This is a genomic window from Aquimarina aggregata (assembly GCF_001632745.1).
Taxonomy (GTDB): Bacteria; Bacteroidota; Bacteroidia; order Flavobacteriales; family Flavobacteriaceae; genus Aquimarina; species Aquimarina aggregata.
Genome location: NZ_LQRT01000024.1, coordinates 85,239 through 101,988, shown reverse-complemented (window position 1 = coordinate 101,988; position 16,750 = coordinate 85,239). Strand labels below are relative to the sequence as shown.

At 32.4% G+C, this 16,750-nt stretch carries 16 protein-coding genes; 6 read left to right on the top strand and 10 right to left on the bottom strand.

What is annotated here, in order from left to right; translation table 11 throughout:
• The first annotated feature begins 155 nt into the window (after positions 1 to 155).
• The 3 genes from AWE51_RS15695 to AWE51_RS15685 all read left to right on the top strand — a co-directional run bounded on the left by AWE51_RS15695 (position 156) and on the right by AWE51_RS15685 (position 1,868).
• Entirely contained in the window at positions 156 to 626 is a 471-nt protein-coding gene (locus AWE51_RS15695; protein ID WP_066315184.1) for a hypothetical protein, read from the top strand.
• 96 nt (positions 627 to 722) lie between these two features.
• The gene (locus AWE51_RS15690) at positions 723 to 1,259 is read left to right on the top strand and encodes a Crp/Fnr family transcriptional regulator (protein WP_066315176.1); all 537 of its coding nucleotides are present in this window, start codon (positions 723 to 725) and stop codon (positions 1,257 to 1,259) included.
• Between the two features lie 51 nt (positions 1,260 to 1,310).
• Complete coding sequence (locus AWE51_RS15685; protein WP_198403838.1) at positions 1,311 to 1,868, top strand: DinB family protein; 558 nt, start codon at positions 1,311 to 1,313, stop codon at positions 1,866 to 1,868.
• A 187-nt stretch (positions 1,869 to 2,055) separates the two neighbouring features.
• Here the strand turns inward: AWE51_RS15685 and AWE51_RS15680 are convergent, their stop codons facing one another.
• The 7 genes from AWE51_RS15680 to AWE51_RS15650 form a co-directional block, all read right to left on the bottom strand.
• On the bottom strand, positions 2,056 to 3,678 hold the full coding sequence (locus tag AWE51_RS15680; RefSeq protein ID WP_066315175.1) for a S41 family peptidase: 1,623 nt from the start codon (positions 3,676 to 3,678) through the stop codon (positions 2,056 to 2,058).
• A 51-nt stretch (positions 3,679 to 3,729) separates the two neighbouring features.
• On the bottom strand, positions 3,730 to 4,107 hold the full coding sequence (gene rnpA, locus AWE51_RS15675; protein ID WP_066315174.1) for a ribonuclease P protein component: 378 nt from the start codon (positions 4,105 to 4,107) through the stop codon (positions 3,730 to 3,732).
• 93 nt (positions 4,108 to 4,200) lie between these two features.
• On the bottom strand, positions 4,201 to 6,030 hold the full coding sequence (locus AWE51_RS15670) for a M1 family metallopeptidase (protein WP_066315173.1): 1,830 nt from the start codon (positions 6,028 to 6,030) through the stop codon (positions 4,201 to 4,203).
• Positions 6,031 to 6,041: 11 nt separating this feature from the next.
• The gene (locus tag AWE51_RS15665; protein WP_232517396.1) at positions 6,042 to 7,751 is read right to left on the bottom strand and encodes a S8 family peptidase; all 1,710 of its coding nucleotides are present in this window, start codon (positions 7,749 to 7,751) and stop codon (positions 6,042 to 6,044) included.
• Positions 7,735 to 8,595: an MBL fold metallo-hydrolase gene (locus AWE51_RS15660; protein ID WP_066315172.1), complete on the bottom strand. Its 861-nt coding sequence runs from the start codon at positions 8,593 to 8,595 to the stop codon at positions 7,735 to 7,737. Before AWE51_RS15660 ends, AWE51_RS15665 begins: the two co-directional genes overlap by 17 nt.
• 243 nt (positions 8,596 to 8,838) lie before the next feature.
• The gene (locus AWE51_RS15655; protein ID WP_066315170.1) at positions 8,839 to 11,103 is read right to left on the bottom strand and encodes a SulP family inorganic anion transporter; all 2,265 of its coding nucleotides are present in this window, start codon (positions 11,101 to 11,103) and stop codon (positions 8,839 to 8,841) included.
• Positions 11,104 to 11,961: a universal stress protein gene (locus AWE51_RS15650; protein WP_066315168.1), complete on the bottom strand. Its 858-nt coding sequence runs from the start codon at positions 11,959 to 11,961 to the stop codon at positions 11,104 to 11,106.
• 161 nt (positions 11,962 to 12,122) lie between these two features.
• Between AWE51_RS15650 and AWE51_RS15645 the strand changes: the two genes are divergently transcribed.
• The 3 genes from AWE51_RS15645 (at position 12,123) to AWE51_RS15635 (ending at position 14,789) form a co-directional block, all read left to right on the top strand.
• Positions 12,123 to 13,958, top strand: coding sequence for a cation:proton antiporter (locus AWE51_RS15645; protein WP_066315165.1), 1,836 nt, complete (start codon positions 12,123 to 12,125; stop codon positions 13,956 to 13,958).
• A gap of 115 nt (positions 13,959 to 14,073) precedes the next feature.
• Positions 14,074 to 14,328, top strand: a complete 255-nt coding sequence (locus AWE51_RS15640; protein WP_066315163.1) for a hypothetical protein — start codon at positions 14,074 to 14,076, stop codon at positions 14,326 to 14,328.
• A gap of 188 nt (positions 14,329 to 14,516) precedes the next feature.
• Positions 14,517 to 14,789 carry a hypothetical protein gene (locus AWE51_RS15635; protein WP_066315156.1) on the top strand — a complete coding sequence of 91 codons (273 nt, stop codon included), beginning with the start codon at positions 14,517 to 14,519 and terminating at the stop codon, positions 14,787 to 14,789.
• Between the two features lie 147 nt (positions 14,790 to 14,936).
• Here AWE51_RS15635 and AWE51_RS15630 read toward each other — a convergent pair whose 3' ends face one another.
• The 3 genes from AWE51_RS15630 to AWE51_RS15620 all read right to left on the bottom strand — a co-directional run bounded on the left by AWE51_RS15630 (position 14,937) and on the right by AWE51_RS15620 (position 16,745).
• Positions 14,937 to 15,644 (bottom strand): hypothetical protein, encoded by a 708-nt coding sequence (locus tag AWE51_RS15630; RefSeq protein ID WP_066315154.1) that lies wholly within the window; start codon positions 15,642 to 15,644, stop codon positions 14,937 to 14,939.
• 350 nt (positions 15,645 to 15,994) lie between these two features.
• Positions 15,995 to 16,303 carry a hypothetical protein gene (locus AWE51_RS15625; RefSeq protein WP_066315152.1) on the bottom strand — a complete coding sequence of 103 codons (309 nt, stop codon included), beginning with the start codon at positions 16,301 to 16,303 and terminating at the stop codon, positions 15,995 to 15,997.
• Between the two features lie 217 nt (positions 16,304 to 16,520).
• Positions 16,521 to 16,745, bottom strand: coding sequence for a hypothetical protein (locus AWE51_RS15620; RefSeq protein WP_066315150.1), 225 nt, complete (start codon positions 16,743 to 16,745; stop codon positions 16,521 to 16,523).
• Positions 16,746 to 16,750 lie beyond the last annotated feature (5 nt).

Sequence of the window (16,750 nt, the reverse complement as noted above, 5' to 3'; positions counted from 1 at the left end):
GCCATATTCAAGTATTTGAATATGGCTGTTTTTGTTTTAAATCATTCCTAAATTTACTAATTGTTATGTTTCAGGGAAAATAAACCTGTTAATTAACACAGACAAATGCAACCTTTCTATCCCTTATTCATCTACAAAAAAATACCCTTAACAAAATGAAAAATTTTAGCCTGCTTATTTTAGTAATTGTATTAATATATAGTTGTAACAGAGCCGATGATAGTCAAGATATAATTCCTACCGATAGCATCATATTTGGAGAAATATATGGGGCATGCGTTGGGGATTGCCGAAACCTATATTTATTAACAGCGCAAGGAGTGTATGGTGACGCCAATAGCAACACAATTTATGGAGATTGGGAAAACACTACATTTCAAAATCAATCGTTAGCCATGGATCAGTTCGATTTAGCTAAACCATTACTACAAATACCTGATATTTTATTATCCTATGAGTTTGAAATTGGCAGTCAAATAATCTCTGATTTTGACTATTTTATTAACTTAAGAATTAATGGTACGTCAAAAACATTTGTATTTGATGAACTTAAAGAGGATATTCCTTTAGAAATTAAAAATTATATCAATAACTTCATTGCTATTAATTCTCAATTAAAGAAATAGACAGGGTATACATCAATTCACCTTTTTTAAAAACGCATATAACTGTTCTAATGGTTCATGTATATTTATCAAAGTATAATTTTTACAATCTAAATCATGAATCCAATTTCTGTCTTAATAGAAAAAATAAGTCACCACAATTTGTGGAATAAAGAAATAACATTGGATAGAAATGAATATTTAAAGGTAAAGGGTAGTATTGATACAAACATATATTTAGTACAAAGCGGAAGTTTAAGAATTTTTGTTCTTGACGAATTTGAAGAACACACCATTAGGTTTGGCTACAAAAACAATTTAATCGCATCTCTAGATTCATTTCTGAATGAACAACCTTCGGATTTTTATATTCAGGCATTAAAAAAAACTACTTTAAAAGTTATCTACAAAACCGAGTATCTAAATTTTATTACCTCATCTCCTGAAAACATTAAATTATGGAATCAAATTTTAGAAAATTTTGTATTACAACAAATGGAAAGAGAAAGAGATATACTCACCACATCACCTCTAGAACGATATAAAAGAGTCTTACAAAGAAGTCCGCAACTCTTTCAGGAAATACCTAATAAGTACATAGCGTCATACCTAAGGATGACTCCAGAAACATTATCACGAATTAAAAAATCTTAATTTGAATCAAGATTTTATACTCTTTGTATTCTGATTTTTGTAATAAAAACAATGAATATTTCATCAGTAGAATTAATACAAGATTTAATCGAAAGAACACGAGAGCATATTAATAAAGCAGAACAACTTAAGCAATTACCTCTAGAAACTTTAAACTGGAAAAAAGATCAAAAAAGTTGGAGTATTTTAGAGTGTGTTGAACATTTAAACAGGTATGGTGATTTCTATATTCCAGAAATTGAAGAAAAAATTAAACATTCTAAAAGTACTAGTGTTGATCGATTCAAAAGTAGTGGATTAGGAAACTATTTTGCTAATATCATGCTTCCTAAAGAGAAATTAAATACCATGAAAACCTTTGTTTCTATGAATCCTTTGGGTAGTGTATTACATCCAGATGTACTATCTAAGTTTATACAACAACAACATCTATTAATTGATGCATTAAGTCTTGCCAAAAATGTGAATTTGAATACAACAAAAACTTCAATTTCAATTTCTAAATGGATCAAATTAAAGTTGGGTGATACGTTTAGAGTAGTTATCTACCATAATCAGAGACATATAGCTCAAGCAGAAAGAGTATTAGAACAGGTTTCTGAAAATTAAATACGTAAAAACTGCTTCTGTATTCGTGTCATTTTATACAGTAATCGTTCCTTTTACATAATTAAAAGGAACTACAACAATGAGTGTTTTTTCGATAATTTCTGCAGTTTGCATGATCTCCAGAACAACACAACTTACATCCTAAAAACAATAAAAGTACATATGCTCATTTACATATTAAAAAATTCTATTTTAAAATTTCCTGATACTTCTTCTCATCATTAAGTATCTCTTTACTTTTAGAGACTTCAGGATTATTTTTTACATAATAATTATATAATCCTTCTCTATAAAAATAGCGCTTAATAATCTCATCGGTAAGTAGGTTTACGATTTCTTCCTTATGAGTATCTAATGCTTTCTCTTTAGAAACTTTTATGGCATCCATAAGTGCAGCATAACTTTTGGTAATTTCTGCATCTAATTTCTCTTTTTTGGCGGTAAGTAGTGACTTACTAAAAGCCGTTTCGGTTTCGGTTTCAAAATTAAAATCGCTTTGCTTTACGAAGCTTTTAAAATCTTCATAATCCTTATCTGTAAATTTAAAATCTCCTGATTCTTTTAACTGGTGTGAATAGTAATATTTGGTACCATATCCAAAAATAGCATCAGACTTTAGCAAGGCTGTAGTGATCTTACTATATTTAGAAGTCTCTAGTACTATATCTGGTTCTATTCCCCCTCCATCATATACTGTTCTTCCATTTTTAGTCTTAAAGGCTTTAAAATCCTTTTCATCAATACGTACGGCATTATTATTTTTATCACGATTCCAATAATCTAGTGCTTGGATACATCTACCGCTTGGCGTATAGTATCTAGAAATGGTTATTTTTAGTTGTGTCCCATAGGTCAGTTTTTTAGGACGTTGTACTAATCCTTTACCAAAACTCCTTGCCCCTATAACTACACCTCTATCCAAATCTTGAATACTTCCTGCAACAATTTCACTGGCAGAAGCACTTCTTCCGTTTACTAAAACTACCAAAGGGATTTGAGTATCAACAGGTGCTTTTTTTGTAAAATATTCTTTATTATATTTTTTAACTACCGACTTTGTGGTCGTTATTAGCTCTCCTTTAGGAACAAAAATATTAGTAACATTAATAGCTTCACTTAAAAGTCCTCCTGGGTTTCCTCGTAAATCTAAAATAACCTTATTAGCACCTTTAGCCTTTAAATCTTTTAAAGCTGCTATCGTTTCGCTTGAGGCTTTATTATTAAATTTTGATAATACAATATATCCCGTATTGTCATCTAACAATGTAAAAAACGGCACCGCATCTACCTCTATTTCTTCTCTTGAAAGCACTGTTTTTTTAGTTTCTCCTTGTCTTGTATAGGTAATATCTACTTTGGTCCCACTTGCTCCTTTTAAAAGCTCACCTGCATCATCTTTAAAATCGGCAACCTTTACGTCTCCAATTTGAATAATCTCATCACCTGCTTTTAAGCCTGCCTTATCTGCAGGATAGTCTTTATACGGTTCTATGATAATAATCTTATCTTTTATTGTTCGTACAGAAGCTCCTATACCTGTATATTCTCCTGCATTACGAATTTTCGAGGCTTCTACATCTTGTTCGTTCCAGTATTTGGTATACGGATCCAAATCATCGAGCATTGCTTTGATAGCAGTATCCATGAGTTCTGCTGGATTGGTTTCATCTACATAGTTCATGTTTAATTCTTTAAACATAGTTGTGAAGATTTCAATCTGTTTTGCGATTTCAAAAAAATCAGATTTAAAACTTACTGTAGTTAATAAAATAACAACAGCAATTACGGGGTAAATAATTCTCTTCTTCATGGATCTATTTTTATTAATTATTACAAAAACTAAAAACAGAAATAACATCATTTATTTAGACGTTATTTCTTTCTCGATAAATTTTTGTAATATTTTTTTAATTTTAGTTTCAATCAATGCATACTCCGGTAACTCCTTACCGGTATATAAAAACATAAAAGTAAATTGATGCGTAGTGTTGGCTACAATATACTTATTTTTTCGATAACTTTCGCGCAATAAACGTTTTATACGATTGCGTTTTACTGCACTTTTAAAGTGCTTTTTACTTACAGATACACCAGTTTTAATCGTAACATCATCTTCAAAGACAGTCTTTCTATAGACTAACCTGATGGGATATTTCGAAACCGATTTTCCTTCAGAAAAAAGTAGCTCTATTTCCTTTTTACTTTTAAGCCTTTCCTTCTTATTAAATGTCTCCCTCATTAGATACTAAATGTAGTGATAAGGTAATGATTAAAAAAACCGACCTTAACTATATAGCAAAGGTCGGATCATTATATAGAATTACTATTTTTATTAATTTGTGTAGCTATTATTACTTGGATTAACGTCTGCTAAAAGGTTCATAATATCTATTGAAATCGATTTTATTGCTGCGGCTGGCTTATCTAATTCTACCGTATATGTAGGGTTAGCCCATGGCCAATCGGCAAGCACTGTTCGTTTCATCGAAGAGATTGGGTTTTCTTTTTCTCCTCTCATTAATCGAATAGGCATATAAAATGACTCTATTGTTCCGTCTGTATATTCTACGTAAAGATCAATAGGCATTGGCATTTGTCCATTACGTTCTAAAACTACTTTTGTTTTTCCTGATTCTTCGATTACTTCTTTAATTCCGTAGTCAATTCTATTGGTGGTCTGTGTCCAATCGGTTAGGTACCAATCAAGTTCTAATCCTGAAACTTTTTCGGCAATTCGTTTAAAATCATTTGGAGTAGGATGTTTAAATTTCCAGGTGTCAAAATATCTTCTTATTGTTTTAGCAAGGTTATCTTCTCCTATAACATATCCTAATTGAGATAAAAACACAGCTCCTTTGGCATATGCAGAAGCACCGTATGCGGCATTATGTGCATATCGATCTGCTTGCGTTGTTTGTGGCTGCTCTACTCCTGATATTGCTAACTGAAAGTAGGTCTTGTACATACCTTTAAGTGAATTTGGGTTATTTTGCTTCATAACTTCATTCATTGCCAAGGTAGAAATATAACTTGTAAAGCCTTCATCCATCCATTCGTGTTTAGCCTCGTTAGTGGCTAAGATATGTTGAAACCAAGAATGCGCCATTTCATGTGCAGTAACCCCAACAAGACTCTCAAAACTTCGTTCTCCTGTAATCAATGTAGACATTGCATACTCCATACCACCATCACCTCCTTGTATCACAGAATATTGATCATACGGATATTTCCCTATTTTTTCACTAAAATAGTTCATCAGTTCTACTGTTTTAGGTTGTAGATCTTTCCAGTTATCCAAAATTTCCTTTTTATCTTTATATAAAAAGTGAAGTGTTGGTCCATTTGGTACTTTTACACTATCGTGTATATATTCTGGATCTGCTGCCCAAGCAAAATCATGAACATTCGGTGCTTTAAAATGCCAGGATAATGTTTTTCCTTTATGTTTAACCTTGGTTCCTGGTTTTTCGTAACCATGCCCTATTTCCTGAGGGTTCTGTAAATATCCTGAACCGCCTAAAACATAATCTTTATCTATATTTATGGTTACATCAAAATCACCCCATACACCATGAAACTCTCTTGCTATATATGGATCTGCATGCCAACCTTCAAAATCATATTCGGCAATTTTGGGATACCATTGTGTCATAGACAAGGCAACACCTTCTTTATTATTGCGTCCTGATCTACGAATTTGTTTTGGTACCTGACCATTAAACTTCATCGAAAAAGTCGTTTTTTCACCAGGCAATATTGGCTTATCCAAAGTAACTTCTAACACTGTTCCTTCGACCTTATATGTTAATGGTTTTTTGTTTTGTGTTAACGATGAAACCATTAAATATCCAGACTCTTCTGGTATTAACTTGCTAATCTTATCTAGTACTCTTGGATCTGGATCAGGTAAGTTAAGAGATCGAATATCCATTTCACTACCTGGTTTAAAAGCATTGAAATATAAATGATAAAATACCTTACTTAATGTATCTGGTGAATTGTTTGTGTACACCAATTCTTGTGTTCCTAAATATTGAAAGTTTTCTACATTCATATCCACTTTCATCACATAATCCACATGCTGTTGCCAGTATGAAGTATTGTTCTGGGCATTTGCACTAAATGCACCAAATAAGAAAACTAGGGCAATTTTTTTAATCATAATCAGTAATATTACTTAGACATTTTATCTGCCAAGATTAAGGCATTATACAAGTTAACCATTTTTCCTGATTTAGATAATTCAGAAAATTTCTTGGTGTTTGTTTCATCTCCTGCCACCATAACGGTTGCCTTTGTAGCTAAACCACTATTCATAAGTATTTGTTTTACCTGAGCCGCTTTTAGCTTAGGATAATACGATCTTATTAATGCAGCTACACCTGCTACAGCTGGAGATGCCATAGAGGTTCCTTGTAGAAATTCATAATTATTATTAGGTGTCGTAGACCATATTTTTACTCCTGGAGAAAATACGTCTACATTGCTTTTTCCGTAATTTGAAAAATCAGCAACCAAATTAGCACCGTATTCATAATTTAAAGCTCCTATAGTTATAAAATTATTTGCAACTTCGGTGTTATTGTCGATTTGATCATTAGGATATACTAGTTTTTGATCTAAATCCTCTCCTTCATTACCGGCAGCATTTACGATCAATACATCTTTTGATTCTGCATATACAATAGCTTCTCTTACCCATTCTGGGTGCGTGCTATAGTATTTACCAAAACTAGTATTTATAACTTTTGCCCCGTTATCTGCAGCATATCGAATGGCTAAAGCAATGTCTTTATCATATTCATCTCCGTTAGGTACTGCTCTTAATGCCATTATTTTTACATTTTTGGCCACACCATTCATTCCTTTTCCATTGTTTCGTTGTGCTGCAATAATACCTGCAACATGAGTACCGTGCCTAATACCTTCTTTTTTAGGATCAGGTCCCATTACATTGTTATTACCATAATCGGTATCTGTAATATCATCAACATTATCACCAACTTTTGCTCTACCATCAAGCTCTAGGCTTAAGTTATAGTTTAATTGCTCTGTAAAGTGATCTACGCCTTCTGTTATGTTTTTTATAAAATCAGGGATCGTATCTCCGGCATCTAGAAACCCAAACATTTGTGCCAAAAATGCAACATGTTGCTGCATTTCAGGTGTTTTTGCTTCTACATTTAAGAGTTCTTCTCTAGAATAGTCTTCTTTACCAATACTAGCAACAATTGCTTTATGAGAAGCTTCAGATTGTTGCAGGATTTGTTCATATTGAATTTTTTGCTCAGCATTTTCTTGATACTCTTTTTCAAATTCTGCTTTAGCTTCTATATAATTTCTATACTCGTCTCTATCTTCTTCTGCAACCGATGCTAAATTTTTACCTGTATATTTTGGTTTCAATTTTTTAATAATTCTAACAAACTCCAGGTTTTCGTTATAAGAATCTCCTAAGAAATTCCAACCATGTATATCATCAATATACCCATTGTTATCATCATCTTTTCCATTTCCCTTAATCTCATCAGTATTGGTCCACACTACTCCTTTAAGATCTTCGTGCTCGATATCTACACCGCTATCAATAACCCCTACGATTACTGTAGTTCCTTTTTTATTTTTTAGCAGTTCATCGTATGCCTTATCAACACTCATTCCTGGGATAGTATCCGAAACGAGGTCTTTTAGAAACCAATTTTTTAGTTGCGTGTTGTCTAAATCAACATTTTTTAACGGAATCGTATCTATATTTTCTATTGGTGTAGAAACTATAGCTGGTGCGCCACCACAACTTGCTAATAGTATTGATGAAGCAATCGTAAAAAGTACTTTATTTGATAGGGTCATTACCGTATTCTTTCTTTTAATTAAATATGTCATTGCAAGTAAATATTTCTTTTAATCGCACTCCTTTCTCGGTATGCTGTACTGTTATAATTTCATTATGTGCATCATGTTCTAGAAATAAGTACCACCCATGGGTAGCGGCGTTTTCTAGAAAAAGTTTTTTTTCATCCAAAGTTAATAAAGGTCTAGTGTCATAGCCCATTACATAGGGTAGAGGTATATGTCCTACCGTTGGTAAAAGATCGGCCATAAAAACTATGGTTTTATCTTTATATGCTATATGCGGAAGCATTTGCTTTTCTGTATGACCATTTGCAAATAGTACGCCAAAACCTAATTCTGACGTTTTTTGAAATGTTGCATCTGTTCTTGAAATAAAGTTTAAGTGTCCACTTTCTTCAATTGGTAGTATATTTTCTTTAAGAAATGATGCTTTTTCGCGTGCATTTGGTGCTACGGCCCATTGCCAATGTTCTTTATTGCTCCAGATCTTAGCATTTTTAAATGCTAGTTCATATCCTGTTCTACTATCGTTCCACTGCACGACACCACCACAATGGTCAAAATGAAGGTGCGTTATAAATACATCTGTAATATCATCTCTATGAAATCCTTTTGCTTTTAGCGAAGCATCAAGATTATCATCTCCCCAAAGTGAATAGTATCCAAAAAACTTTTCTGATTGCTTATCTCCCATTCCAGAGTCGATCAGTATAAGTTTATCTCCATTTTCTATTAATAAACACCTTGCTGCAATATCTATTAAGTTATTATTATCTGCAGGATTCGTTTTTTGCCATAACGTTTTAGGAACGACCCCAAACATGGCGCCGCCATCGAGTTTAAAATTTCCTGCTTTTATAGGGTGTAAATTCATGTATTTAACGCTATATTTCTTTAAATTTTCTGGCGAAGGTACAACGATTATTCGTTATCTATACTCTGATACTAAGATAAGTATGTACAAAACACCGGTTGATTTTTTTACTCTATTTACATTTTTATTTTTCAATCATAAGATTGTATGCCCCCATATTATCTCTTCTTAAATGACTCTGCTTAGTATGGTTTATTTCAAATTTTGATAAAAATCTTTGCAAAATAGAAAAAAAGAAGAGGATCAAGTTTTAATTTTTGGAGTTTTTAACACTATTTCATCATATTGAGTGCCAGATATTATCTTTTCTAGGCGAGTTCCGTAATCTAATAGTGCTTTTATTTCTTTTATACTTGCTAAACGTTCTTTTCGCATTAGCAATAAGGATTGCCCATTACACTCTATATGATAATACGGATTACTTTCAAAAAACAAAACTATTTCATCGGTAAAAAATGATCTTATATTTTCTGTGTCTTCTCCTAAAAGATAGAATCGTTTAGAAAAATCAGGATGTCCTTGAATGGTAACATCTTTAAATCCTGCGAACTTATACACAAATTCTAATAGCCCTTCTTTATCTAGTGTAAATTTAGGTATCTCTTTATTCAATTTTATGGTCAAAACGGTAGTCCTTACTAGTGACCTTGCAATAAATTCACCCTCAGAGAAAACCACATCTGATATTCTAAAAACGTCTCTTTGATCAAAAATAGCGTTATTAAGATAGCTAACCTTTTTAATTTTAAAGAATACAAAGTCACTTAATGCCAATACATTTTCGTCTTTTTTAGGATCATAATTCCATGAAAAATCATCGGCTATCTGCTGTAAATCAAACTGCCTTTTGGTAAGGTTAGATTTTGGTCCTACTTTTAATTTCTTAGAAAATGGTATTAAACTTCGAACGGCAAGTGGGTGTTCTGATGATGCGCCGTGAATATCAAGCCCTGTTATTTCAAAAGAACCTCCTTTTCTTTTAAATGTTTCCTGATACCCTATTAAACTTTCTTGTACGGTATAATCCACAAAATCACATAATGAGAAGTCTACCACCGCATCTTCATTTTCTGGAATAGTATCAAGTTTCTTTTTTAATTTGGTATAATTCATAAAGCTTGAAAAATTCTTGATACTCACAAAGTAGTTGTCATTAATCTCTTCTTTAAACATAAGCACATTAGGCTTAAAAAGGTTTCTGACAAAAAACATAATACTCTTATTTAATACAAAATGAATAAGTATAGTGGTTAAGATCCCTACCAAAATTCCGGTAATAAGATTTGTAGTAATTGTAGCTATAACTGTTGCCGAAAAAATAAGTAGTTGTTCTTTTCCTATTTTTGCAACATCTTTAAGGTTTTTGGGTGCCGCAAGTTTATATCCTGTATACACTAAGATTGCGGCTAATGCGGTAAGGGGTATTCTTCTAAGTTGATCCTGAAATAATACTACAAATAGGATTAAGAACACCGAGTGAAAAAAGTTCGAAGATCGATTCGAGCCTCCGTTATTAACATTTACAGAGCTACGCGCAATAACAGTAACTACATTTAATCCTCCTACAAAACCACTAACAATTGAAGCAATCCCAAGCGCTGTGAGATCTTTATTAACATTTGATCTTCTTTTTAATGGGTCTAGTTTATCTACTGCTTTTATACTTAGTAAAGACTCTATCGTAGATATTAATGTAATCGAAACGACTACCCCAATAAATTTCATGTCGAGTAGTAATGAAAAATCGGGTCTGGGAAAGCTAGAAAAAACTTCATTGGGTATTTGAACCAAAAGAGAGGCACTTATTGGATACGCTTCTGTTGAAAAAAACTCATAATAATAACTCAAACCAATTGCGATAAGAACAATCCACATGGGAGCAGGTACTAACTGAAAATATTTATTTCTAATCTTTCCGTAAAATACCATTATAAATAAGCTGGATACTCCAACAACGGCGGCGATGACAATATCACTGTATTCTGGTGTAAACAATACCGAAATACTTGTTGGAATATCTGCAAGCATCGAGAGGGTATCGCCTTTAATACTTGTGTTGGCCAACATTACATGAAACTGTTTTGCAAAGATACTAATACCAATAGCAGCTAGCATTCCTTGAATTGCAGATGAGGGGAAAAAATCACTTAGTGTTCCTAAACGCAATTGTCCTATAATGATCATTAGTACCCCAGAACATATAATTGCGGCTAATGTAAAAATATATCCTTGGTACATATTTCCATCGGCCAGTATCGTAATTGCTCCTAATAATACCACTACTAATCCATTACCAGGACCAGTTATCGTTACATTTGAGCCACCAAATATAGAAACAACAATACCACCTACGATAGAAGCAATCACCCCAGAAATTGGTGGTGCTTCAGAAGCTAGTGCCAGCCCTAAACCTAATGGCAAGGCAATAAGAGAAACTACAAAGCCCGAAAACATGTTTTTTGGTAATTCTGATATAAATTTAGAGGTATTGCTTTTGCTATTTCCCATCTATCTCATTATTAAAACATCTGTTGGTAATTCTGACAAAATATGCTCTATATCCTGAATAAAAATACGATCCAAAAATGTCGTTCTTTCGGGCGCATTCATGATCAATAGATCTGCGGCAACCACTTTGGCATAATGTCCTATAGAATATCCTCTTTTTCCAAAAATAGATTGTGTTTTAATCAAAATTCCGTATTTAAGGTCTTCCGGTACATCCTCTAAAATATGTTGTACTCTTAAGTCTTCTTTTTTTGCTAATTGTTCTTTTATTAAGGTATCCTTAAGCAGGGATCTATCATCTTCGACCACTACTTTTACTTCTTGATGAGAAATTTCTTCAACAATGGTTAGTTTTTGGGCCCCAAGATTTTGGGCAACTTCAAACGAATCTAATATAGTTTGTCTTGTTTTTTCATCTTGCAGTCCATTTACCACAATATGATTGCATGGTCTTAAATCTTCTGAGGGTTTTATTAATAGCAATACAGAACAATGTGCATGTCTTGTAATTTTTCTGGCTATTGACCCTATATAAAACTTAAGAAAATCTTCTCTGGGGATTGCCCCGAGCATAATAAGATCAGCATGATTTGTTTTAGCTGTTTCTATAATGACCTCTACGGGATTTCCTTGTTTCCAGATTACTTTTACTTTTTCATGATCTTCAGAAAATCCAGAAATTAAAGCTTTGATCTTGTCTTCTTTCTCTTGTGTTTTCTCTCCAACATGTACAATGATCATTTTGCAATCAAAGAAATCCACCATTCTCATGGCTTCAAAAATATTGTTCTTCAGATTAGGAGAAAAAGCAACACCAATAAGTATAGTGTTAAATTTATGATGTAATGCTTCGCTCAAGATCTTATACTTTCTTTTAATTTAATGCGGTAAGATATAAACTTATTTTTTTAAACCATAAAATAAAACTTATTTCCAATATGTTTAAAAAATTTGCGATCTTTCTTGATTACAAAACGTATGTACTCTTCATGAGTTCATTACTAGATTAAATTTAAACCATGTTAGAACTAGCAGGAATCATTATATTAGGCATATTGGCACAATGGGTAGCCTGGAAATTTAAAATCCCAGCAATTCTACCACTCATTTTAATAGGTCTTTTGGTAGGCCCTTTTGCCACACTAATTACAAGTGACGGCACTAAACTAATACAACCAATCTGGAATGGTGTAAATGGATTATTTCCTGGCGAAAGTCTGTTTTATTTTGTTTCTCTAGCCATTAGTATTATACTTTTTGAAGGAGGCTTAACGCTTAGAAGAAACGAAATTTTAAATGTTGGTCCAGTAATTATCAAACTAATTACTTTGGCTGTTGTGGTTACTTTTTTTGGCGCAGGAATTGCTGCTCATTATATTTTTAATTTGAGCTGGCCCATTTCATTCTTGTTTTCGTCATTAATTGTAGTTACCGGACCAACTGTAATTACTCCTATCCTAAGAAATATTCCGCTTACCAAAGATGTATCTGCAGTACTAAAATGGGAAGGGATTTTAATCGATCCTGTAGGGGCTTTATTGGCTGTATTGGTTTTTGAATTTATAAAAGTGGGTGGCGGAGAAGAATTTACATTCACAGCTTTGGCAGAATTTGGAAAAATTGTCCTTTTTGGTCTTACGTTTGGTTTTACATTTGCACATTCTTTAGCTTTTGCTATCAAAAAGAAAATTATCCCTCATTACTTACTAAATGTAGTCACTTTGGCGGCAGTTTTAGGTGTTTTTGTACTATCTGATGTGTTTGCGCATGAATCTGGGCTGCTATCGGTAGTGGTTATGGGTATGGTATTAGGGAATATTAACCTGCCTAACCTAAATGAAATCCTATATTTTAAAGAGTCTCTTAGCGTATTATTAATTTCAATATTATTCATTTTACTATCTGCAAATATTAACTTAGAAGACCTCAAACTGATCTATAATTGGGATGCCATTTTATTATTTGCCATTGTAGTGTTTATTGTACGACCGCTAGGAGTATTTTTAAGCGCTTCTGGTTCGGGTCTAAAAACCAATGAAAAACTATTTATTAGTTGGGTGGGACCAAGAGGAATTGTAGCTGCGGGTATTGCTTCTTTATTTGGATTAAAATTATACAAAGAAGGGGTGCCAGGTGCAGAGTATATTACGCCATTAGTATTCATGATTGTTTTGGGTACGGTGTTATTAAATGCTACCACAGCTCGACTTTTTGCAAAATTAGTTGGTGTTTTTCTTAAAAAATCCGAAGGTATTTTAATCGTTGGAGCTTCTAAAGTATCTAGATTAATTGCGGTTTATATTAAAGAAAACAATCGTCATGTTGTCCTTGTAGATAGTAATAGAGATAATATTAACAAAGCTAAAGATCTGGGATTAGAAGCTATCGAAGGAAATATTTACGGAGACAAGCTCAAAGATGATATCGAGTTAAATGATGTAGGCTATTTAATGGCATTAACGGCTAATAGTGACATTAATAAATATGCGATCAATAAATTTGGAGAGCAGTTTGGAGAGCAAGGAGCTTTTAGACTTATTACACCCGAAGAGATGAAGAATCCTAATAATAACCCTCAAGAAGGGTTGTTTTCGCATACCGATGATTTTCATAAATTAATGACACTTGCCGAAAAATTTCCAGGTATTCAGGAGATAAAAATCAAAGATAAAAAACACTATAAAACACTTATCGACCTCACCAAAGAAGACGCAGAAATTATACCTTTATTTCTTAAAAACGCCCAAAAAAGTATTAGAATTATTTCTTCCTACAGTGAAGAAATACAACAAATAGATGAAGATAGCATATTAGCATATATAGGAAAACCTATTGATATAGAAGAGGTTAGATAATAAGACCCTATTTTATTTTAACAAAACAACAGTAGCGTATTTAAGAGGTCTTTTTTTGTTACCTATCCTTTAAGAGTTATCTTTGAAAGGTATTTAAACCTAAATTCCTCAAATTATGAAAAAACTAATGTTGTTTGCCACAGGAGCTTTTGTCTTGTTATTACTGTCTTGCGGAAGTGATGATGATGGTGGAGATAACTGCAGCTCTTGTGAGGTAGCAGGGATTCCTGTAACTATTTGTGACAATGGTGATCGTACCGCTACTATATCTATAACAGGAACCACTACAACTACTGTAGATTCGTTTAGAGACGGAGAAACTTTTGCCGAGTTTGTAGAAAGAAGTTGTGACGTGGTTGTTATACCCTAATGTGAACTAATAATGTTAAGGTATAAATAATATAAAGGGAGTCTTATAGATTCCTTTTTTTAATGCATACATCTTAAAATCTACTTTAAATACATCGATTAAATGCATTTATATTCGATTAACGGTTTTGTTTTAACATAATTTTACATATATTTGTTTCATAAAAAATAACCCTTACCCCCGACATTATGAAAAAAACGATATTCGTTGCATTGTTATTTGTTTTTGCTTCTTTTTTAAATTCATGTGGTAGTGATGATCCAGGCATTGATTGTCTTTCATTAAGTACAAATGCATTAGATGCGGCCTCTACTTTTGGAGAAAGCAGAACTACCGAAAGTTGTAATGCTTATAAAACGGCTTTACAAAATTATCTAAACAACAATTGTAGTCCCGATGCAGCAACAGAAGCTTCGTTTAGAGAACAGTTAGATGCTCTAGGCGATTGTACGATACTTTAAATTTACTATTTCTTAAAAATCTCATAATCAAAGTAAACCAATAGACAATACTTCTATTGGGTGACACTTTTTTAAAAGTATTTTTGAATTTACTAACCTTATAGCTATAATTTTTATTTATAGGAAAAACCTCATACTCAAAACAGTCTAAAAGGCACTAACCCATTGTTTTTTGCGTTTTTTAAACCCTTTAGCACGCAATAACTCTTTTTCGTTACATCTATAATAGTGTGAAAGAAAAAAATCGCCATTAGGATAGACAATAATTACTCGATATCGCATAAAACCATCAGAGAATATTCTTTTGAGTATCGTGCTTTCATCTTTGTACCAATTGTTTGAATGTTCTTGTACGGGATATTGATTATCGTTTGTATAAAAATGTAATAAAGCGATGTCTTTTTTATGTTTTAGATTTTCTCTTTCCTTAGCAATAATGCCTTCGTAATCTTCTAAATTTAATACATGCTTATGCTTTCTTTTTGTACTATCCAGATAGACTATTTTTGATGTTTTGGGCATCTGTTTAGGATTAGGTAACGTATCCACATGGTGTATTAGCCATACTTTGGTAGAATCTATACCATGTCTTGCCAAAAAGAATTTGTTAAGCTGTTCTTTCTTTTCTGTATTAAGTTTACCAAAATAAGTTCTAAACCGCAGTTTCTTTACCTCAACTGTATCATTATTAAATGTAACCTGATCAAAAACTTTGGATTGCGATTTTTGTCGATAGGCTTCAAATTTGATTTGCTGATTAAACTCGTCTAAATAAATTTTCTTTTTATACTGTGCTTTAGTAGAAACAGTACATAAAAGTATAATGATCGCTACGACTATATTTTTTTGTGTCATTTTTTAACTTAGAAACTTAGTTATTTTGGGCATCTTCTGCCTTTACTATTTTGTTATATATTTTGGTAAGCATATAAAATGAGCGTAGGATAATGACTAAAAAGCCTATTGCTAGAATAAGAATAATAATTTGCCAGATCAAAAGGAAATAAGAAATAGTATCCATAGTGCATATGCATGAGTTAATATTGTTTTTTTGTGACTTCAAAACTAAGATTAGTTAGTTTCATTTTTTGACACTGGGGAAATTATTTTATATCAAAAACGGCCACATCAGTATTGACCGTTTTGAACGCTTCTTTTATCCTCTGGATTATAACCTTAAATCTGCATCATCTGGTTTCATATGTTTACCAATTATATAAGTTAAGAGCTTCCTTACCACCTACAGGTAAATACTCCTCATTATCAACTTTAACACTGGTTGATTTGCTTATAACAATTGAATTAGAATCATAACTTATCTCCTCGGGTGACTCAATAGAAAGAATTTTTGAATCACCTAATCGGAAAACTAAAGAGTTGTTATCTATAGATATCTCTTTAATTGATGATATTGTATCTCCTGGTTTTCCAAAAAAATTACCATATATTGATATACATCCTTGTTTGGGCAATTTTCCTACATTAAAAGCTTCTACAATTAAATTCAATTTCATTTTTAATTTGATATTAAGTTAGGAAAAGCGTTTTTAAATTGTTCAAATGTATAAGTCCGTCCCGTGGTTTTATCAACAACTTGATTCACCCAATTTTGAGGGTTCCAATTTAGAGGCATTAAAATTTGATCTCCTCCTCCATGTTCATGAAACCAAGCAGCAGCTTTCTCCTATTTAGTTAGCAAAGGTTTTAATCCTCTTGACTTTTAGATAATTATCAAATAGAAGGAATTATTTCCCGATCCGCATAATTGTCAGGGTTTTTTCTAATTTCCTCTGAAAGATTCTTCATAGATTCTAGTTCAATTTTTATTTCATCTTCTAAAAATTTAAATGATCTTGAGTAATCTATAGCACTATTACAGAAAACTACATTAAAAATATAATAGTTCTCTTTTTTTCTCAAAATAAAATCCCAGCTACTTTTTAAAACTACTTCCATTTTTT